Annotated in this window: 15 protein-coding genes; 12 read left to right on the forward strand and 3 right to left on the reverse strand. The window is 44.3% G+C overall.

The window, feature by feature from the left end; genetic code table 11:
• Positions 1 to 24: 24 nt before the first annotated feature.
• From IJ23_RS15230 to IJ23_RS15275, 10 genes are all read left to right on the forward strand, one after another.
• Positions 25 to 957: a transporter substrate-binding domain-containing protein gene (locus tag IJ23_RS15230; protein WP_005375093.1), complete on the forward strand. Its 933-nt coding sequence runs from the start codon at positions 25 to 27 to the stop codon at positions 955 to 957.
• Positions 954 to 3,284, forward strand: a complete 2,331-nt coding sequence (locus IJ23_RS15235; RefSeq protein ID WP_005375094.1) for a putative bifunctional diguanylate cyclase/phosphodiesterase — start codon at positions 954 to 956, stop codon at positions 3,282 to 3,284. Before IJ23_RS15230 ends, IJ23_RS15235 begins: the two co-directional genes overlap by 4 nt.
• A gap of 212 nt (positions 3,285 to 3,496) precedes the next feature.
• Positions 3,497 to 4,690, forward strand: a complete 1,194-nt coding sequence (locus IJ23_RS15240; RefSeq protein ID WP_005375095.1) for a glycine C-acetyltransferase — start codon at positions 3,497 to 3,499, stop codon at positions 4,688 to 4,690.
• A 44-nt stretch (positions 4,691 to 4,734) separates the two neighbouring features.
• A complete protein-coding gene (gene tdh / locus IJ23_RS15245; RefSeq protein WP_033906709.1) occupies positions 4,735 to 5,766 on the forward strand; it encodes an L-threonine 3-dehydrogenase in 1,032 nt (343 codons plus the stop codon).
• A gap of 401 nt (positions 5,767 to 6,167) precedes the next feature.
• On the forward strand, positions 6,168 to 6,701 hold the full coding sequence (locus IJ23_RS15250; RefSeq protein ID WP_017635494.1) for a Csu type fimbrial protein: 534 nt from the start codon (positions 6,168 to 6,170) through the stop codon (positions 6,699 to 6,701).
• A gap of 3 nt (positions 6,702 to 6,704) precedes the next feature.
• Positions 6,705 to 7,238 (forward strand): Csu type fimbrial protein, encoded by a 534-nt coding sequence (locus IJ23_RS15255; protein ID WP_152560942.1) that lies wholly within the window; start codon positions 6,705 to 6,707, stop codon positions 7,236 to 7,238.
• Between the two features lie 20 nt (positions 7,239 to 7,258).
• Entirely contained in the window at positions 7,259 to 8,014 is a 756-nt protein-coding gene (locus IJ23_RS15260; protein WP_025768578.1) for a fimbrial biogenesis chaperone, read from the forward strand.
• Entirely contained in the window at positions 8,014 to 10,440 is a 2,427-nt protein-coding gene (locus IJ23_RS15265) for a fimbria/pilus outer membrane usher protein (RefSeq protein WP_375792660.1), read from the forward strand. Before IJ23_RS15260 ends, IJ23_RS15265 begins: the two co-directional genes overlap by 1 nt.
• Positions 10,437 to 11,405, forward strand: a complete 969-nt coding sequence (locus IJ23_RS15270) for a Csu type fimbrial protein (protein WP_033906712.1) — start codon at positions 10,437 to 10,439, stop codon at positions 11,403 to 11,405. The genes IJ23_RS15265 and IJ23_RS15270 overlap by 4 nt, the downstream gene beginning before the upstream one ends.
• A 141-nt stretch (positions 11,406 to 11,546) precedes the next feature.
• Positions 11,547 to 12,266: a carbonic anhydrase gene (locus IJ23_RS15275; protein WP_017820518.1), complete on the forward strand. Its 720-nt coding sequence runs from the start codon at positions 11,547 to 11,549 to the stop codon at positions 12,264 to 12,266.
• 72 nt (positions 12,267 to 12,338) lie between these two features.
• Here IJ23_RS15275 and IJ23_RS15280 read toward each other — a convergent pair whose 3' ends face one another.
• On the reverse strand, positions 12,339 to 13,442 hold the full coding sequence (locus IJ23_RS15280; protein ID WP_005375107.1) for a mechanosensitive ion channel family protein: 1,104 nt from the start codon (positions 13,440 to 13,442) through the stop codon (positions 12,339 to 12,341).
• 301 nt (positions 13,443 to 13,743) lie between these two features.
• Between IJ23_RS15280 and IJ23_RS15285 the strand changes: the two genes are divergently transcribed.
• Positions 13,744 to 14,091: a helix-turn-helix domain-containing protein gene (locus IJ23_RS15285; RefSeq protein WP_005375109.1), complete on the forward strand. Its 348-nt coding sequence runs from the start codon at positions 13,744 to 13,746 to the stop codon at positions 14,089 to 14,091.
• 90 nt (positions 14,092 to 14,181) lie between these two features.
• Here IJ23_RS15285 and lldD read toward each other — a convergent pair whose 3' ends face one another.
• A complete protein-coding gene (gene lldD, locus IJ23_RS15290; protein WP_033906713.1) occupies positions 14,182 to 15,321 on the reverse strand; it encodes an FMN-dependent L-lactate dehydrogenase LldD in 1,140 nt (379 codons plus the stop codon).
• 315 nt (positions 15,322 to 15,636) lie between these two features.
• Positions 15,637 to 17,328 carry an L-lactate permease gene (locus tag IJ23_RS15295; protein WP_033906714.1) on the reverse strand — a complete coding sequence of 564 codons (1,692 nt, stop codon included), beginning with the start codon at positions 17,326 to 17,328 and terminating at the stop codon, positions 15,637 to 15,639.
• Positions 17,329 to 17,490: 162 nt separating this feature from the next.
• Between IJ23_RS15295 and IJ23_RS15300 the strand changes: the two genes are divergently transcribed.
• Positions 17,491 to 18,390, forward strand: coding sequence for a LysR family transcriptional regulator (locus IJ23_RS15300; protein ID WP_005375112.1), 900 nt, complete (start codon positions 17,491 to 17,493; stop codon positions 18,388 to 18,390).
• The last annotated feature ends 20 nt before the right edge of the window (positions 18,391 to 18,410 follow it).

The following is an 18,410-nucleotide window of genomic DNA, read 5'->3' on the forward strand; positions in this document are numbered from 1 at the left end:
TTTGTGAAAGGTAAGGATATTATTATGTCAGTCATAACATTCAAAAGAACTTTAGCGACGGTGGCGCTCATGGTTACCTCTGTTGCGTCGTCTGCCGCTTGGTCAGACGATTTACAACAAATCCGTGAACGTGGTGTACTGCGTCACATTGGTGTCCCGTACGCTAACTTTGTCTCCTATATTGAACAAGGTGAAGTGGAAACTTTGACTGGCTTGGATGTAGAGATAATAAAAGGTTTTGCCAAGTCGTTAGGTGTTCAGTACCAGTATGTTCCAGCACAGTGGAGCGACGTGGTTGGTAAGTTGACAGGGCAAAATGTGCAATATCACAACAAGCAGGCTGTTGTCGGAGAAAGTGTTCCAATTGAAGGCGATTTGATCGCAAATGGCGTTACTATTCTTGATTGGCGTTCTGAGGTTGTCGATTTTTCACAAGATTATTTTCCTTCAGGTGTATGGTTGGTTTCCAGATCCGACTCTAGTCTGAGCCCGATTAAACCAAGTGGGTCGGTCGATGAAGATGTTAAAAACGTCAAGCAGCTGATCGATGGTCGCGAAGTGTTAGCTTTAGAACATTCTTGCTTGGATCCTAACCTTTATGACTTATATGACACAGGTGCAAAAGTTATATTACCTGATGGGGCGCGTCTCCTTAATGAGATGGTTCCAGCGATAATGAAAAATGATGCGGAAAGCACATTATTAGATGTTGCGGATACGCTAATTGCCCTCGAAAAATGGCCGGGTGAAATAAAAGTCATTGGCCCTATATCTGAAAATCAAAAAATGGCTGTTGCATTCCGTAAAAATTCCCCTGAATTACGCAAAGCATTTGATCGTTATTTAGACTCGATAAAAAAAGACGGTTCATACGAAAAACTAGTAAAAAAATACTATCCATCTATTTACTACTTTTATAACGATTACTTTATAGAAGATAAAAAGAAAGTCCGATGAATAAGGCCGTTAAAAAATTTTCCAGTAAAAGATTTATTACAATAAGCGCAATATTAGTTTCAATTTACTTAGCTATGCTTATTACTGTGACTAGCGTAGGTCAAAATAAATTAAAAGAATCTCAATACAGAGAACTAGATTTAAAAGTAAAAAGTTATGCAAGCACACTCGATAATTTATTTACCATAGCGAGTGAAGATGTTGATAATCTAGCTACAGATAAAACAATACAAACATTCTTTGGTAATTTAGCTTCTGGAATGTCAATGGAGTATGGGTTAGGGGCCAGTTTAATTAATTTAAAGCGTCGCTTCGATGAGAAGATAGACAGTAAGCTAATTAATAGCAGCCAAATCTATAAAAAGCTCACGCTGGTCGGCAGTGATGGAGTCACCATTGTCACCACAGGCTCCGAAAACCTTGCCGAGCATAAGATGGACATACAAACCTTAATGACTCAACACGGGCATCCCGAAGAGGTTTGTGCGACGCGATACAATGATGACGTTCGCATTCAAGTCATTAAGCAAGTTAAGTTCTCCGGAAAGCCTGTTGCCTTTTTAATTGCCGATCTTAATAAGAATATTGTTATTGACCAACTTACTAACCAAGAACACGAAGATAGTTATAGCCGAATGGTGCTAAAAATAAAAGACGTGGAAATGGTTGTATGGGATACCATAAATAAAACACCTTCTCACAATAAGGATGAGAACTATTTCGTTTCTGAGGCTGTAGACGGAAAAATTTACTTTGAAGTTCCTGTGGATAAACATCACTTCAAATTGATGGCGTGGTTCGAGCCTTTGAGTGAACGAGATATATTTACATCACGGCTCTTTATTATTGGTTTGAGTATTCTGGCCGTTATGATCGTCATTGCTTTATGTTATGCATTCATCACGAACAATAATAGGATTGAATTGAAAATTAAGCTTGAGGAAGAAAAAAAGCGTAAAGATATTCTTTCTCAACAGAATAAAAAATTAACGAACGAAATTGAACGTCGAAAAGCGTCTGAAAAAGAACTCGCCTTCCAAGCTAAATATGACACATTAACCAATTTACCTAATCGTAGTTATGGTTCCGAGCGATTGGCTTTGGAGTTAATTAGGGCATCGCGTAGTGGGTCTAAAGTGTTGGTGATGTTCATCGACTTAGACCACTTTAAGCAGATTAACGATTCAATGGGGCACTTTGTTGGGGATGAAATCCTTAAACTCAGTGCTCAGCGACTGTATCAAGTCGCAAGAAAAACAGACTTATTGGCGAGAATTGGTGGGGATGAGTTTTTACTCGTCATCCCTGATTTGCCTGATAATGATACTGCAAAGCGAGTTGCTTCAAGTGTACTTTCGGCGTTTAACGATCCGTTTGTTTGGAACAACCATGAATTCTTCTTGAGTAGCAGCGTCGGAATGTCTGTGTTCCCGGATGACGGAGACAACGCTGAGCAGCTCCTTGCATGTGCTGATATGGCAATGTATCGGGCGAAACAAGATGGGCGTGATGGCTTTTGTTTTTATAACCATAATATGAACCAAGACTTGCAACGCTACTTAGATCTGGAAAATCGTCTGAGAAGTGCGATCTCCAATCAGTTGTTAGAGCTGTATTATCAGCCAATTATTGAGCTGAGTAGTGGTAAAATCGTAGGGGCAGAAGCGCTAATGCGTTGGAATGATGACAAGTACGGATTCGTAAACCCTGAAGAGTTTATCTCTATTGCAGAGAAAAATGGTTTAATTCATCAAATTGGTGAGTTTGCTATTCAACAAGCGTGTCGACAAGCGGCACAATGGCAGAGTCTGACTCCGTTGTTTGTTTCTGTAAACTTTTCTAGTGTTCAATTTAGGTACTGCGAGCGCTTACTTACGTTTATTAAACACAGCCTTGAGGAGTCTGGTCTTCCGTCAGATAAGTTCGATATTGAAGTGACAGAAAGTCTCCTCTTCAATCACGATTCTGAGCTATTAGACATGCTTAATAACTTACGAGCGTTAGGCACCAAACTTACTATTGATGATTTTGGTACTGGTTATTCTGCGCTGAGTTACTTGCAGAAGTTTCCGTTCGACCGCTTAAAGATTGATCGTAGCTTTATGCAAAATATGTTCGAGAACGACTCAGACCGCGAGCTTGTGAACGTAATCATAGCAATGGCGAAAGCGCTGGATCTTAAGATCGTCGCAGAAGGCATCGAAGAACAGCGTCATGTGGATTACCTGAAAAACCTAAACTGTGAGTTCGGACAAGGTTTCCACTATAGCCGACCATTACCTGCTAAGGACTTTGAAGCACTTTTGGCTAAGCCTACCTGGCTATAATTCCTTTTATAACAACCTCATAGAAAAGCATTAATCGAATTTGTGCCTAGGATTCATTAATGCTTTTCCACCTTAAGGTATAATCCTTCCTCCTTCCTTGAATTACACTACAATTAATTGATGAGTGATAGCCCGTGACGCCCGTCACATAAAGGCTAAGCCTAATTCTAAACGAGTAAATACTCGCCAAAATAACTAGGAAGGAATTTCAAATGTCTTCTGCATTCTACCAACAGATTCAGCAGCAAATCGAAGAAGTAAAGGCGGAAGGCCTTTACAAATCAGAGCGTGTCATTACGTCTCAACAGCAAGCGGCTGTTAAAATCTCTACTGGTGAAGAAGTACTAAACTTCTGTGCGAACAACTACCTTGGTCTTGCTAACCACCCGGCACTTATCGAAGCGGGTAAAGCAGGCATGGACGAGCACGGCTTTGGTATGGCTTCAGTACGTTTTATCTGTGGTACGCAAGACATCCACAAAGAGCTTGAGCAGAAGCTTTCTAAGTTCCTAGGTAAAGAAGATACGATTCTTTACACATCATGTTTCGACGCAAACGCGGGCCTATTTGAAACTATTCTAGGCAAAGAAGACGCAATCATCTCTGACGCTTTAAACCACGCGTCAATCATCGACGGTGTTCGTCTATGTAAAGCGATGCGTTTCCGCTACTCAAACAACAACATGGAAGAGCTAGAGCAGCAACTGATCGCTGCGAAAGAAGCAGGTGCTCGCCACATTCTTATCGTAACGGACGGTGTGTTCTCAATGGACGGCGTAGTAGCAAACCTTCCGGCTATCTGTGACCTAGCAGAGAAGTACGGCGCATTGACTATGGTTGATGACTCTCATGCTGTTGGCTTCATGGGCAAAACAGGTGCAGGTACGCACGAGCACCACAACGTGGTTGACCGTATCGACATCATCACTGGTACGCTAGGCAAAGCAATGGGCGGCGCTTCAGGCGGTTACACATCTGGTAAAGCGGAAGTGATTGACTGGCTACGTCAGCGTTCTCGTCCATACCTATTCTCTAACTCTGTTGCACCAGCAATCGTAAGCGCTTCTATCCGCGTTCTAGACCTACTAGAAGAGAGCGGTGACCTACGTGATCGTCTATGGGAAAACGCAGCACACTTCCGTACTCGTATGGAAGACGCGGGTTTCACAATGGGTGGTGCTGACCACGCAATCATCCCAATCATGCTTGGCGACGCAAAAGTAGCAGCAGAATTTGCAGAGCGTGCGCTGGAGAAAGGCATCTACGTAATCGGCTTCTCATTCCCTGTAGTACCAAAAGGTCAAGCACGTATCCGTACTCAAATGTCTGCGGCGCACTCTCGCGAGCAACTAGACCGTGCAATCGACGCGTTCATCCAAGTTGGTAAGGACATGGGTCTTATTTAAGATTCTAGGCCTTAGACAATAGGGCCTTTAATTAAGGTTACATTATGAAAATTAAAGCATTATCAAAGCTAAAGCCTGAAGAAGGCATCTGGATGACTGAGGTTGATAAACCAGAAGTTGGCCATAACGACATTCTGATCAAAATTAAAAAAACCGCTATCTGTGGTACAGACGTACACATCTACAACTGGGACGAATGGTCACAAAAAACCATTCCAGTGCCTATGGTTGTTGGGCACGAATACGTGGGGGAAGTGGTTGCGATTGGTCAGGAAGTTCGTGGCTTTGAAATCGGTGACCGCGTATCTGGCGAAGGTCACATCACGTGTGGTCACTGTCGTAACTGTCGTGGCGGCCGTACTCACCTATGTCGCAACACTATTGGTGTGGGCGTTAACCGTGAAGGTGCATTCGCAGAATACCTAGTGATCCCAGCGTTCAACGCGTTCAAGATCCCTGAAGGTATCTCTGACGATCTAGCGTCTATCTTTGACCCGTTTGGTAACGCAGTACACACAGCACTTTCTTTCGACCTAGTAGGCGAAGACGTGCTTATCACAGGTGCTGGCCCAATCGGTATCATGGCAGCGGCAGTAGCAAAGCACGTTGGTGCTCGTCACGTAGTGATCACGGATGTGAACGAATACCGTCTAGAACTTGCTCGTAAGATGGGTGTAACACGCGCAGTAAACGTGGCTGAAGAGAAGCTAGAAGACGTAATGTCTGAGCTAGGCATGACAGAAGGCTTCGACGTAGGTCTAGAAATGTCTGGTAACCCAGCAGCATTCAACTCAATGCTAACCACAATGAACCACGGTGGTCGTATTGCACTACTCGGTATTCCACCATCAGACATGGGTATCGACTGGAACCAAGTTATCTTCAAGGGCTTGGTGATCAAAGGTATCTACGGTCGCGAAATGTTCGAAACGTGGTACAAGATGGCTTCACTGATCCAATCTGGTCTGGATCTATCGCCAATCATCACGCACCACTACAAGATTGATGATTTCCAAGAAGGCTTCGACGTAATGCGCAGCGGCATGTCAGGCAAGGTTATTCTTGATTGGGAATAACTTATTCAAGTAAGAAATGCGCTCCTTTTTGGGGCGCATTTTTGTTTCATGAAGATTTTTGTTTCGGGAAGAAATGGTCGCCAATCTTTTCTAAACTTCTCGTATCGTTCTGCTACTTTTTTTAGATTTTTTCCACTCAACTTCACCCTACCTTCTAACTAATTGTCAATTCTGTATTTGGAATAAGATAATAACCATTTGTTTTTAGTGGTTATTTTTTAGCATTACATGCTTAAAAATCGTCATTTTTAAGTTTAATGTTTTTATTTTCTGTTCGTCTTTATCCTTATCCTGCTTCTTTTTATTGTTTTACATTTTATATGCATTTGGTTTGTCATAATTGAGCTATAACTAATAAAAAGGTTACCGATATACAGTGGAATGTAAAAATGGAGCTTTATATGAAAAGATTTTATCTGATGATGCCTCTGCTCTTAACCTCATTTAGTTGGCAAGCGAATGGAGCGTCAGTGAGCGGTACGATTGATGTTTCAATTAACCTTGTACAAGGTTGTGTGATTAATGGAAATAATGCGGTAGATGCAGCTTCTGGCGTTGGCTTTGGCTCACTCGCCTTTGGAGACGTGCCTGCAATCTTCAGTGAACAAGATGGTGTGGTAAATGGTGGTAGTGCGACGGGTATTGAAGTGCTTTGTAGTAATGGTGTGACACCGACGTTTACATTGGGCACCGGATTGTATGATGCAAGTGCGACCGTTGGTACCTACGCGATGTCAAATGGCGCGCAATTTATTGATTATACGTTGTTTACCGACTCAGACCGAAGCACACAAATTATACAAGGTGGGACGGTAGCTCTGTCTGAATTTACTAGTGCAACATCGCAAACTATTGAGCTTTTTGCGAAAGCTTACGGTACGAGCAGCATTGCCGGTACATACTCCGATACCATCAGTGTGACGCTAAGCTGGTAAAACGTGACGCTGGTTGTTAGGGGCTTTTCACTTGTCGCGATGAGTTTGTGTTCTTTAACTGTGCTGGCTGATGCGACACAAACTTTTCAGGTGTCTGCCACCGTAGATACAGGTTGTTTGATTAACGGCGTAGTACAAGAAGAAAGCGCAACCCAAGCCGGGCAAATAGGCACGTTAGATTTTGGTGAGCATTCTTCAGTTTACGCGACGGAAGTACAAGGCAGCATCACTTACAGTTCATCACTCACATTAAGTTGTACTCCGGGTATTACGATGAATGTTTCCGTAAATGGCGGGATGAATGCATCGGACGGTGTACGTAAGCTAAAGCACAGTGAAGAAGCGACAACGGTAGATTACTTTTTGTTTCAGGATCTAAATTATACGCAGGTGCTTGATATTGACACGCAATATTCCGTCGATACCGACCAAGACCCAGATAATATTCAGTTTCCTATCTGGGCAAAGGCGACAATAAATGGGAATGAAATGGCTGGAATTTATATGGATACGCTTACGCTGACATTAGAGTGGTAAGTGAACTTTGGAGGGGTGAAATGGAATTCATACTCAAAAAACTATTATTAATAACCTTCCTTTTTGTTTTTTTCTCAAATGCCAATGCTAACTCATTATTAATTTGGCCGATTTACCCCAAAATATCAGAGGAGAGTAATGCAACATCACTTTGGATGGTAAATAAAGGCAGTGTTGATTCTTATTTACAGGTGAGAATTTTTAAGTGGGAACAAAACGAAGGAGAAGATAGTTATTCAAGTCAAAGCCAGTTAATTGCAACCCCTCCGTTTGTCAAAATTGAACCAGGTGAAAAGCAGTTAATCCGCATCATCAACCAAGATGAGGCCTCTGCGGGTAAGGAGTATGCATACCGAGTGATCATAGATGAATTACCGCCAACTCAAAACCCTCAAACAGAATTGACGGAAAATGAACTCGCTGTAAAAGTCCGAATGCGTTACTCGATACCTTTGTTTATTTACGGGAAAGGGCTGACTGATACTCAAAAACCAAACCGTGACAGTGAATTATGGGGTGATTTACAGGCACAGTTTATTAAGAAAAATAATCAGCGTTTTGTTCACATTAAAAATTCAGGAAAACACCATGTTCGCTTAGTGAATTTACAGTTGAATCTACCAAATAAAGATCCTGTCGTTATTTCCGATGGACTAGCTGGCTATATTCTTCCTGAACAGTATAAGGTTTGGTCTATTCCCCATAGTAATGTCAGACCCTTGAGTTTGAGCGCGAATATTGGAGGTAAACGTTACCAAATACCATTGAAGCAATAATGAATAGATTTAATACAATGAATGCTTTCTTTTGGTTGGTATTACTTAGCGTAACGTGGAGCAGTATTGGTCTTTGTGCAAATTCAGCAAACCACTTCTCTGAGCTACCGAGTCCTGAAAATTTCTCATTAGAAAAGTTTGAGAATATTAGCCTCAATCTGGAGTTGGTGATCAATCAAAGAGCAACCGGGCTTGTTGCGAAAGTTGAGCGAGTTGGCGATCAGTTCTTTTTGCTCCGGGAGGACCTCATTTCAGTTGGGGTTACCGCCAAGTCGTTACCTGGAACTGAAGAGAGACTTGAGGTTACGTCTATCCCAGGAGTTAACGTGCGTTACTTGCAATCGTCATTGCAACTTACAATTGACGTACCGCCTAATTGGTTACCGATGCAGAGCTTATCAGCGCAGGATATGGGGCGATTTTCCCCGGCTCAGTTTGGGCGTGGTGGCCTGCTTAACTACAACGTATTTGGTGTGTACGAGAACGAAAGCCGACAAAAGGAGGTTTCTATAAATCATGAAGTCAGAGCCTTTTCTGAGTTTGGCGTTTTTTCTACTACCGGGATATTTAAATCTAACTTTCATCGCGATGTTCAGTCCCAGCAAAGCAGCCAGTACACTCGTTTTGATACGAGTTACGAGTACGTCAATCAAGAGAAGCGAATTCGTATGGAGGTAGGGGACTATATTGTTCGCCCTTTATCTTGGAGCCAACCAGTAAGACTGGCGGGTATTCAGTTGTCGCATGATTTCTCTATGCGTCCGGATGTCGTGACGACGCCGTTACCTGCATTTTACGGTGAGGTCACAGCGCCCACTACGTTAGATTTGTTTATCAATGGCTTTAAAACTGACTCAATGAATGTTGGGCCCGGTCCTTTCATTATTAACGATATTCCAATGCTCTCTGGTGCTGGGGAAGCAACGGTAATTGCAACGGATGCTCAAGGTAAGCAAACGGTCATGACCAGCCCATTTTTTCTCTCTTCCGATCTACTGAAGACCGGATTTACATCTTACAGTGCGAGTATTGGTGCGATCAGAGAAAATTTCGGTAATGCATCTAACGACTATGGAGACGGTGGCGTGGTTACCGCTCTGCGTCATGGCATGACTGACTGGTTAACATTAGAAGCTCAAGCCGAAGCAAAAGACGACCTGATCGTTGCGGGGCTGGGCTTTGTCACCAATGCTTTCAACTTGGGTACGGTGGATGCCTCGTTTCGTGTGAGTAATTTTCAGGATCAATCTACCTCATATGCGCTAGGTTATAGTTATCAGTCTCGGTTGTTTAGCTTCGCTGCTCGAACTCAAGTAGAACAAGCCGACTTTTATACCTTATCTCATTTACCAAATTACGAAATGCTCGATGAAGGCAAGGACGCTTCACTCGCGTCGCGCCATCTATCACAAATCAATATGGGAGTCCGTTTGGGAGATTGGGGCTCACTTTCTGGTGGGTACTTTGATATTCAACAATCCGACTCAGATTCACGTACCCTAAATCTTACTTATAGCTACGCTCTGCCTTTTAATATCAATATGTCCCTTTCTTACAACCATAGTATTGGTGGTCAGAGTGTTACGCTGGCGCAATTCTCTCTACCTTTCAGTTCTTTGGGGGGAAGTTCGGGGTTAACGCTGAAAAGAGAGGATGATGGCGATGTTAGAGGGCGAGTGGGTTACAGCCGCCTTGCGCCAATACGAGGTGGGTGGGGCGTCAATTTAGCGCATGATATTAACGAGGACCCAGAAAACCGTAAACAGGCCGATTTGACCTACCGTGCGTCATGGGCGCAGTTCAGAGCGGGGTTAAATGGCACCAGTGGCGACTATGATTATTTTGCGGAAATGGCAGGTTCAGTCTCTACGTTGGATGGAGAAATATTCCCAGCGAATGAAGTGTATGACAGCTTTGCGGTAGTGAGCACCAGTGGTTTTGAAGGTATTCCGGTTAAATATGAGAATCAAATTGTCGGAGTGACAGACGATGAAGGTTACTTACTTGTTCCTTGGGCTACGGCGTATTACACCGCCAAATATGAAATCGATCCACTTAATTTACCAGCCAATGCTGCGTTTTCTGAGACAGAGCAGTTTGCTTCGATACATTCGGGCTACGGCTACCTGTTAGAGTTCCCAATAGAGCTACAAATTGCACTGAGCATGACGGTGGTAGACGAAAATCATTTGTTCCTTCCGATTGGTACATATGGCCGCTCAGAAACGGGCTTAACAAGCCAAATTGGTTGGGATGGTTTTACGTACTTTGAAGGCGTTGACCTAGGCCGCTATATTCAGTTTTATCCTCAAGGACAGTCGCCATGTAAAGTGTTTATTGAGGGGGTGTATCAGCGTGACAGTCAAAAAATACAAACATTGCCTGAGCAGGTTTGTATCAAAGCCGAAGAAGAGACCGCACTATGATTTTGCGCAGCTGGTTTGCTAGCCTACTTCTCTTTTTCTCGTGCTCGACAATGGCTTGTCAGCTCACGGCGGCAACACCTTTAATCTTGTTTGGCAATGTTTCTTCGTTTACTGTTTCAAGCTCTCAGCAGCAAAGCTCAGCTCAGCCTCATGCGGGGATTACGTGTGACTTTTCTACACTTGTGTCTTTGTTAAGTGGCGACTACGTATCAGCAACGTTTAACAGCATAAATAATGGTTTGCTATTAAATGAGGATGATCCGAGTTCGGAGCTCAGCTATCAGATTTTTGGCGATCCAGGTCTTTCACAAGAGTATGTATTCGGCCAAACTTACAATTTTTTTGAAATCGGGTTACTCGATTTACTCGGGTTGTTTGGCACTCAAGCTGAGTTTCCGCTTTATGCTCGGACGGGAGTGGGTAGTAATCTTTCCGCTGGGACTTATAAAGACCAAATCACCGTATCCTGGATTTGGGATTACTGTAAGGGGATCGGGGTTCTAGGGGTATGCATTGGCCGCACCAATGGCAGCGCTCAAAGCGTGATTACGGTTGAGTTGGAAGTGACCCCTGATTGTATGATCACGGCGCCAGATATTGATTTTGGTTCGTCCCCATTAGTGGCCGGTTTTGAGCCAGTCAGTCAGGTTATATCGTTAACTTGTACCAAGAATAGTTCCTTCTCCATTGGCTTGAATGACGGCCTAAATGCGTCCGGCGGTCAGCGGCGAATGATTTTTAGTGGTCACTATTTGGAGTATGAAATCTATAAGTCATCAACGATGGAGCGCTGGGGAGGCACCAGTTCTGAACGTCGTGAACACAGTGACGTCGATACTGGCGGCTCCATTCCGGATGGTATCACGCCACAGAATTATAATTATCGCGCGCAGATACTAACCAGCCAAACGACCCCTCCTGCTGGTACTTACACCGACTCAATAATCGTTGACGTTCAATTTTGAGCATCATGTCAATTACATCATTAGAGGCTTCTATTCCAAAAATCTTTTGTAATCATAGTTTTCACTCTGTCACTGCTTAATTTTGTGAGATTAGTATGGCTTTATTCTCACGGAATATAACTTTCAGAAATAAGGAAAATGATGAAGAAGTCACTAACAACATTAGGTTTGGCACTGGTATTTACAGGAACAGCTTATGCAGCAAGCTGGGGCTACGAGGGAAACCATGGGCCAGCTCATTGGGGTGAGTTTGCATCTGAGTGCGCGAAAGGTCAAAACCAGAGCCCAATCAACATTGAATCGGCGACCGAAGCGAAGCTAGAAAAATTGAATTTCGACTACGAAGGTAAGGCAATTTCACTGCTGAACAACGGTCACACTTTACAGATTGGTTTAGAAGGCAAAAACACACTCACCATTGATGGTAAAGAGTTTACGTTGAAACAGTTCCACTTCCATACGCCATCTGAAAACCATGTGGATGGTAAAGAATACCCACTAGAAGTACACTTTGTGCATGCCGACAAAGTAGGTCATCTAGCTGTTGTCGCGGTGTTCTTTAAACTGGGTGGCGCGAACCCAGATCTAGCTAAGATGCTAGCTAACATTCCAACTAAAGATCAAGATGTTACCATCAAGGTTCCATTTGATGCGGATGCCCTTATCCCAAGTGATAAAGACTACTACCGCTTTAACGGCTCACTAACGACACCACCATGCTCTGAAGGTGTGCGTTGGTTGGTGATGAAAGAAGCACAAACTATTTCTCCTGAGCAGATAAAATCTTTTTCGGAAGTCATGGGGAAAAACAATCGCCCAATCCAACCGCTGAATGCACGTATGGTGTTAACGCAACAATAACCACTTCATGCGAAGAAAAATAAAAAGCCCGCTTAAACACAGCGGGCTTGATTATTTGGGTATTGGTGAGAACTAGAAGCCGTGATCTTCTTGCTCTTCCGCTTTTACCATTTGTATAGGATCAAGCTTAAGCGTCTGAGTAGGGAACGCGATATCTGCATCGTGTTCTTTAATGATGTTGATTACCTTAAGCAGTATGTCCTGCTTAACCTCATGGTATCTCACCCAATTCACGGTTTTAGTAAAGGTATAGATAAAGAAGTGCAACGATGATGGACCGAATGTATCGAAGTTGACGATAAGTGTTTGGCGTGCATCAATGTCTTTGTGATTTTTCAGCATTTCTTTTACCGCGGTGATAATTTGCGGCATTTTTTCTGCATCGTCGTAACGAAGTCCAATTTTTTCGTAGATGCGTCGGTTCAGCATGCGAGATGGGTTTTCTACGACAATGCTGCTAAACACTGAGTTTGGCACATACAGTGGACGCTTATCGAAAGTTCGGATAATGGTCATACGCCAGCCAATGCGTTCTACCGTCCCCTCTATTTGTCGGTCTGGAGAACGGATCCAATCGCCAACTTTAAATGGACGATCGAAGTAGATCATAAGACCTCCAAAAAAGTTAGACAGCAAATCCTTCGCCGCTAAACCGACGATCAAACCACCAACACCACCGAAGGTAAGTAGGCCCGATAGTGACAGACCAAATGCCTGCATTACGGTTAGAATTCCGACGGTAATAAAGAACAGGCGCGCGACCTTAGCTATCGCTTGTACTGTTGTTTCATCTCGGTTCTTTTGTTCGAGAACATGCTCTTCAACATTGGTAATGAGCCGCATAACGGTCCATACGAAGATGCTGATGATTAAAATCAGTTTCAGCGTACTTAACCAGTTTATTTTATCGTTGAGCTCGCTCTCTAATATGATGCCGATAGAGACGGTTGCTGGCCAACACCAAATGAGTGTACTGACTGGCGCTTTTAGCGCATCAAGCAACATGTCATCCCAGTGGAAGGGTGTTTTCTCTACGAGCGCAGCGAGGCGAGAGCGGATCAGCCGCCAAGCTATCCAAGCTATAAAGCTAGCGAGCGTAATGAAAAGGACGCTCCCACTCCAATTTTGATGAGACGTTTCAATGTAGCTTTGTAATTCGGTAAACCACTGTGGCATATGTAACTTATTTCTAGTGAACCATGGAAGGAAAGGTAGCAGATATTACTCCTTCACCCCAGTGATTTCCTTTAAATCATTTACTTATGTCTAAACCGTCCGAGATGGACTTTTCCTTCCGATGACAAGAGAGTCACCTCAATGTTCTGTTGAGCGACCGCTTCATGCATGTTCAGAGGTACGCTACCAATGATTGAGGGTTGATATTTGGACGATCAATTATAACTTCTCTGACTTATCGCTAACATTTATCTTAAGTAAGTGTGAGAGTGTATTGGCTCTTGAATTAGCGGAGGCAGATATGGAATTTACAGAGCTGGATCGAAACGCGCTCTACGACATCTGGATGTCACAAAAAGCCAAAATGCACATCACTCAAATGGAAATGGCGAAGCGCCTTGGTTTGAGTCTACACGAGTTTTCTGGCTTGTTACGTGGTAATTCTCCACTGACGCTAGGTTTTGTAAAACAGCTATGCGAGCAGCTACATGTACGTCCTGGTCAGGTGATTCCGTCTTTGACGGAGCGTGATCTATCTGCATCTGGTACCGTTTATTTACAAAATCGTGTGACGGTGGATGGCGATATCAGTAACGTGTTCATCGACGGAAACCAAGTCGTGATCGAGTACGTTCACCAAGTTAGCTAGCTTGCTCGTCAAATTATCGGGTTGAAGAGCAATAAAAAACGAGCCACTGTTGGCTCGTTTTTTCGTTTCTGTTTTGCTCGCTTGCAAAGATTATGGGATTTTCACTAGCGAATCGTGTGAAAGATCCGCGATAGACTTAGCGCCAGTCAGCGTCATTGCTACACGCATTTCTTTATCGTACAGATCCAGTAGATTTTCAACGCCTGCTCCGCCTTGTGCTGCCAATGCGTACACAAATGAACGGCCAAGAAGCGTACAGTCTGCACCAAGTGCGAGCATACGAACGACATCAAGACCAGTACGAATACCAGAGTCTACGAAGATCTTAAGATCACCTTTTACCGCATCCGCAATGCTTGGTAGTGCTTTAGCACTTGAAAGTACGCCATCTAACTGACGGCCACCATGGTTAGATACCACAATGCCATCTGCGCCGAAACGTACCGCATCTTTCGCGTCTTCTTCATCTAGAATGCCTTTGATAACCATTGGGCCATCCCAAAAATCACGAATCCACTCAAGATCTTTCCAGGAGATAGAAGGGTCGAAGTTTGCGCCTAACCAGCCGATGTAATCTTCTAGCTTTGTTGGTTCGCCACGATAAGTTGAGATGTTACCTAAGTCGTGCGGTTTACCAAGTAGACCCACATCCAGCGCCCAGCTTGGGTGGCGCATCGCCTGGAATACACGACGCATGGCCGCGTTAGGGCCACTCATACCTGAGTGCATGTCACGGTAACGTGCGCCAGGAACTGGCATATCAACGGTAAACACCAGCGTTGTTACGCCTGCTGCTTTTGCACGCTCAAGTACGTTTTTCATAAAGCCACGATCTTTAAGCACGTAAAGCTGGAACCACATTGGACGTTCAATTGCAGGTGCGACTTCTTCAATCGGACAAACCGAAACAGTCGACATAGTAAATGGGATGCCTTTTTTCTCGGCTGCTTTTGCTGCTTGCACCTCGCCTCGGCGCGCGTACATACCAGTTAGACCAACAGGAGCTAGCGCGATTGGCATTGCCAGTTTCTCACCGAAGAGCTCGGTTTCGAGGCTCAAATCTGTCATATCGCGTAGGACGCGTTGGCGAAGAGCGACATCACCTAAATCGTCAGTATTACGCTTCAGCGTGCGTTCGTCGTAAGAGCCGCCATCAATATAATGGAATAGAAACGGGGGAAGCTTGGCTTTCGCGGCAGCGCGGTAGTCAGTAGAAGCTGAGATAATCATAATGGTGTCCTAGCGGTTATTCTAAGCAAAGTTGTGGAGCAATTTGCTCTTTCGTTGAGCCTTCATCGCAAAGCAGTGAAGACATCAAAATGAGTATAGTTACCTATGGTTCACTTACGTTTGAATCGGTGATGTTGGTAACCCATTTACATAATTGGTTGAAAAATTTTGTTAAATCACTCAATCAGTTATGCAAACTGGAAAGGGTGACACAGCTGTCGGGGGAATTGATGTAGCAAGCTAAATCAACATGTCGGGGTAGTAGTGCAGACAGCTGTGTCAAATTAGGCAGGGCTGTAAACCCTGCATTTCGCGTTACTTCATCAAGACATCTGTCATTTGGAAGCCATAAATCAGCACCAATCCAATAATGCCTGTCATTACAATGTAGTAGAACGTAGGGATAATCGTTTTACGCAATGTTGCGCCTTCTCGACCAAGCAAACCTACCGTGGCTGATGCGGCAACAACGTTGTGAATCGCAATCATGTTACCTGCGGCAGCACCGACGGCCTGGAGTGATACAACAATCACACTCGAAATAGACAACGTTTGTGCCACTTCGAATTGGAACTGGCTGAACATCATATTTGATACCGTGTTTGAGCCAGCGATGAACGCACCCAGTGCACCAACGGTGGCACTCAGCGCTGGGAACGCAGAACCAACAAGGTCAGAGGCGAAGTTTGCGGTTGTGACGGGCATACTTGCTAGGTCAGCACCGTTGATGCCTGAGTTGATAAAGATACGAACCATCGGAATGGTAAATACCAAGACAAAACCCGCCCCAATCAGTGTTTTGCTTGACTCGCCAAACGCTTCACGCAATGGCTTTACACTACCGCTTTGTAACATTGCAGCAAGTAGTGCGACAAACACCAGAATGCCTCCAGGAAGGTATAACGGCTGAATCGCAGCGCTAACGCCAGTCTCACCAAGAATGTTGCTGAACGACAAACTTACGCTTTGTACAAAGCCTTTCAGCTCAGGGCTTACGCGGCTTGCGACGAGAATAACTGCCAGCATTACATATGGAACCCAAGCTTTTACGATGCTCATTGGCTTGCCCGGATTGTCGTTTAGATCGACTTTTAGCGAGCCTAACCACTCTGCAGGCCACTTGTCTTCGCTTTCGAAATCCCACTTAGTCTTTGGTACTAAGAAGCCTTTTTTCGCTGCGGTAACAACGATAGACAGACCAACCAAACCACCGATAAGTGAAGGGAACTCTGCACCTAAGAAAACACCGGTTAACGCGTATGGAACGGTGAAAGAGATACCAGCGAATAACGCAAATGGTAGAATATCCAGACCTTCACTCCAGCTTCTGTTCTTGCCGAAGAAACGTGTTAACATCATCGCCATTAATACTGGGATCATCGTACCTACGACTGCGTGAATGACAGCAACGTGCGCTGTGATATCTTGCAGGTACATTTCCCACGTTGCACCTTGTGCGGCCAACGACTCACTGATGTTATGGGTGTCTAAACCTTTGTTTACACCTACGATGATAGGCGTGCCTACCGCGCCGAATGAAACAGGCGTTGACTGAATCATCATGCCCATAAGGACAGCGGCTAGCGCAGGGAAGCCGATTGCAACCAGTAGTGGTGCAGCGATTGCTGCAGGGGTACCGAACCCAGATGCGCCTTCAATGAACGAGCCAAAGCACCAAGCAATGATGATGGCTTGTACACGGCGGTCAGCCGAAATATCGGTAAATCCATTACGGATTGTGGTGATAGCTCCAGTGTGTTTTAAAGTGTTGAGCAAGAAGATGGCACCAAACACGATCCATAGAACAGAGACAGTAATGCCGAGTCCTTGGAATACGGAAGCCAGTACGCGATTGGCTGACATATCCCAAAACATTAGTGCGATAGCGACGGTTAGACCGAACGCAACAGGCATGGCTTTTTTAGCAGGCCAGTTGAGACCAACCAATAAGATGGCGGCAACAACAATTGGCGAAAATGCCACTAGGGCAAGTAGGGTTTCACTCATTTGTACATCCTTCGTACGCTGACTTCTCGAACGGTGTCAATCCGCTGTAGAGGTGACTTTTTGTTGTAATGGTTTTGTTAATTTGGCGTGAATTTACTCCTTTATTTTTTGTTGATATAGGGAAATAATGAAAATAATTAATTCCAAAAGTGACATAATGGTATGAGAGCAGACGACTTAATCCTATTTTCTCAAGTAATCGAACTTGGCAGCTTTAGTAAGGTTGCAGAGGCAAATAACCTTACAAATTCGGTAGTTAGCAAAAGAATGGCGAGGTTGGAGGAAGAAATAGGGGCTCAGCTATTATATCGAACAACGCGCAAATTAACCTTGACCGAGGCAGGTAAGGTGTTACTCCACAGTGCTAAAAATGTGAAGCAGGCCACTCAGGAGGCTATGGATGCTGTTGCAGGCTTTGGAGAGAATGTGAGCGGTCATATAAAAATGTCCGTGCCGTGCATCTCTGGAGATTTGATACTTGCTGATGCTGTTGCCGAGTTTTGTAACCTTCATCCGGGTCTGACCGTGGACATGTCATTGGATAACCGCTTTGTCGATTTAGTGGCTGATGGTTACGACTTAGTCATTCGAACTGGCTACCTAGCCGACTCCAGTTTGATCGCACGACATATTCTCGATTCCCAATGGGTGGTATGCGCGTCCCCTTCTTATATTGCGAAAAATGGGAAACCGATCGAGCCGATTGATCTCACCACGCACAATTGTCTGCAATACGCTTACCAAACCACAGGTGCAACGGATTGGGAGTTTAAAGGAGAAGATGGCAATTACATCGTCAAAGTATCGGGCTGCTTTTCTACTGATAACGCGACCGCATTACGTAAAGCCGCTCTGGGCGGCCATGGTATTGCTTACGTCCCGCGCTGCTTGGTGTATCACGATATTCGTAATGGCCAACTGGTGGATATTTTTCCTGAATTAGTAGGTAAAAAGTTGGGTATCTACGCGGTGTATCCGTTTACTCGTCAACCACCGAACAAAGTGAAGCTGCTTATTGAGCACATTCGTGACCGGTACTTAACGATATCTCATTATTTCTAGGTTCTTCATAGATCTAAAAC

The sequence above is a fragment of the Vibrio sp. OY15 genome (assembly GCF_000742455.1).
GTDB lineage: Bacteria > Pseudomonadota > Gammaproteobacteria > Enterobacterales > Vibrionaceae > Vibrio > Vibrio alginolyticus.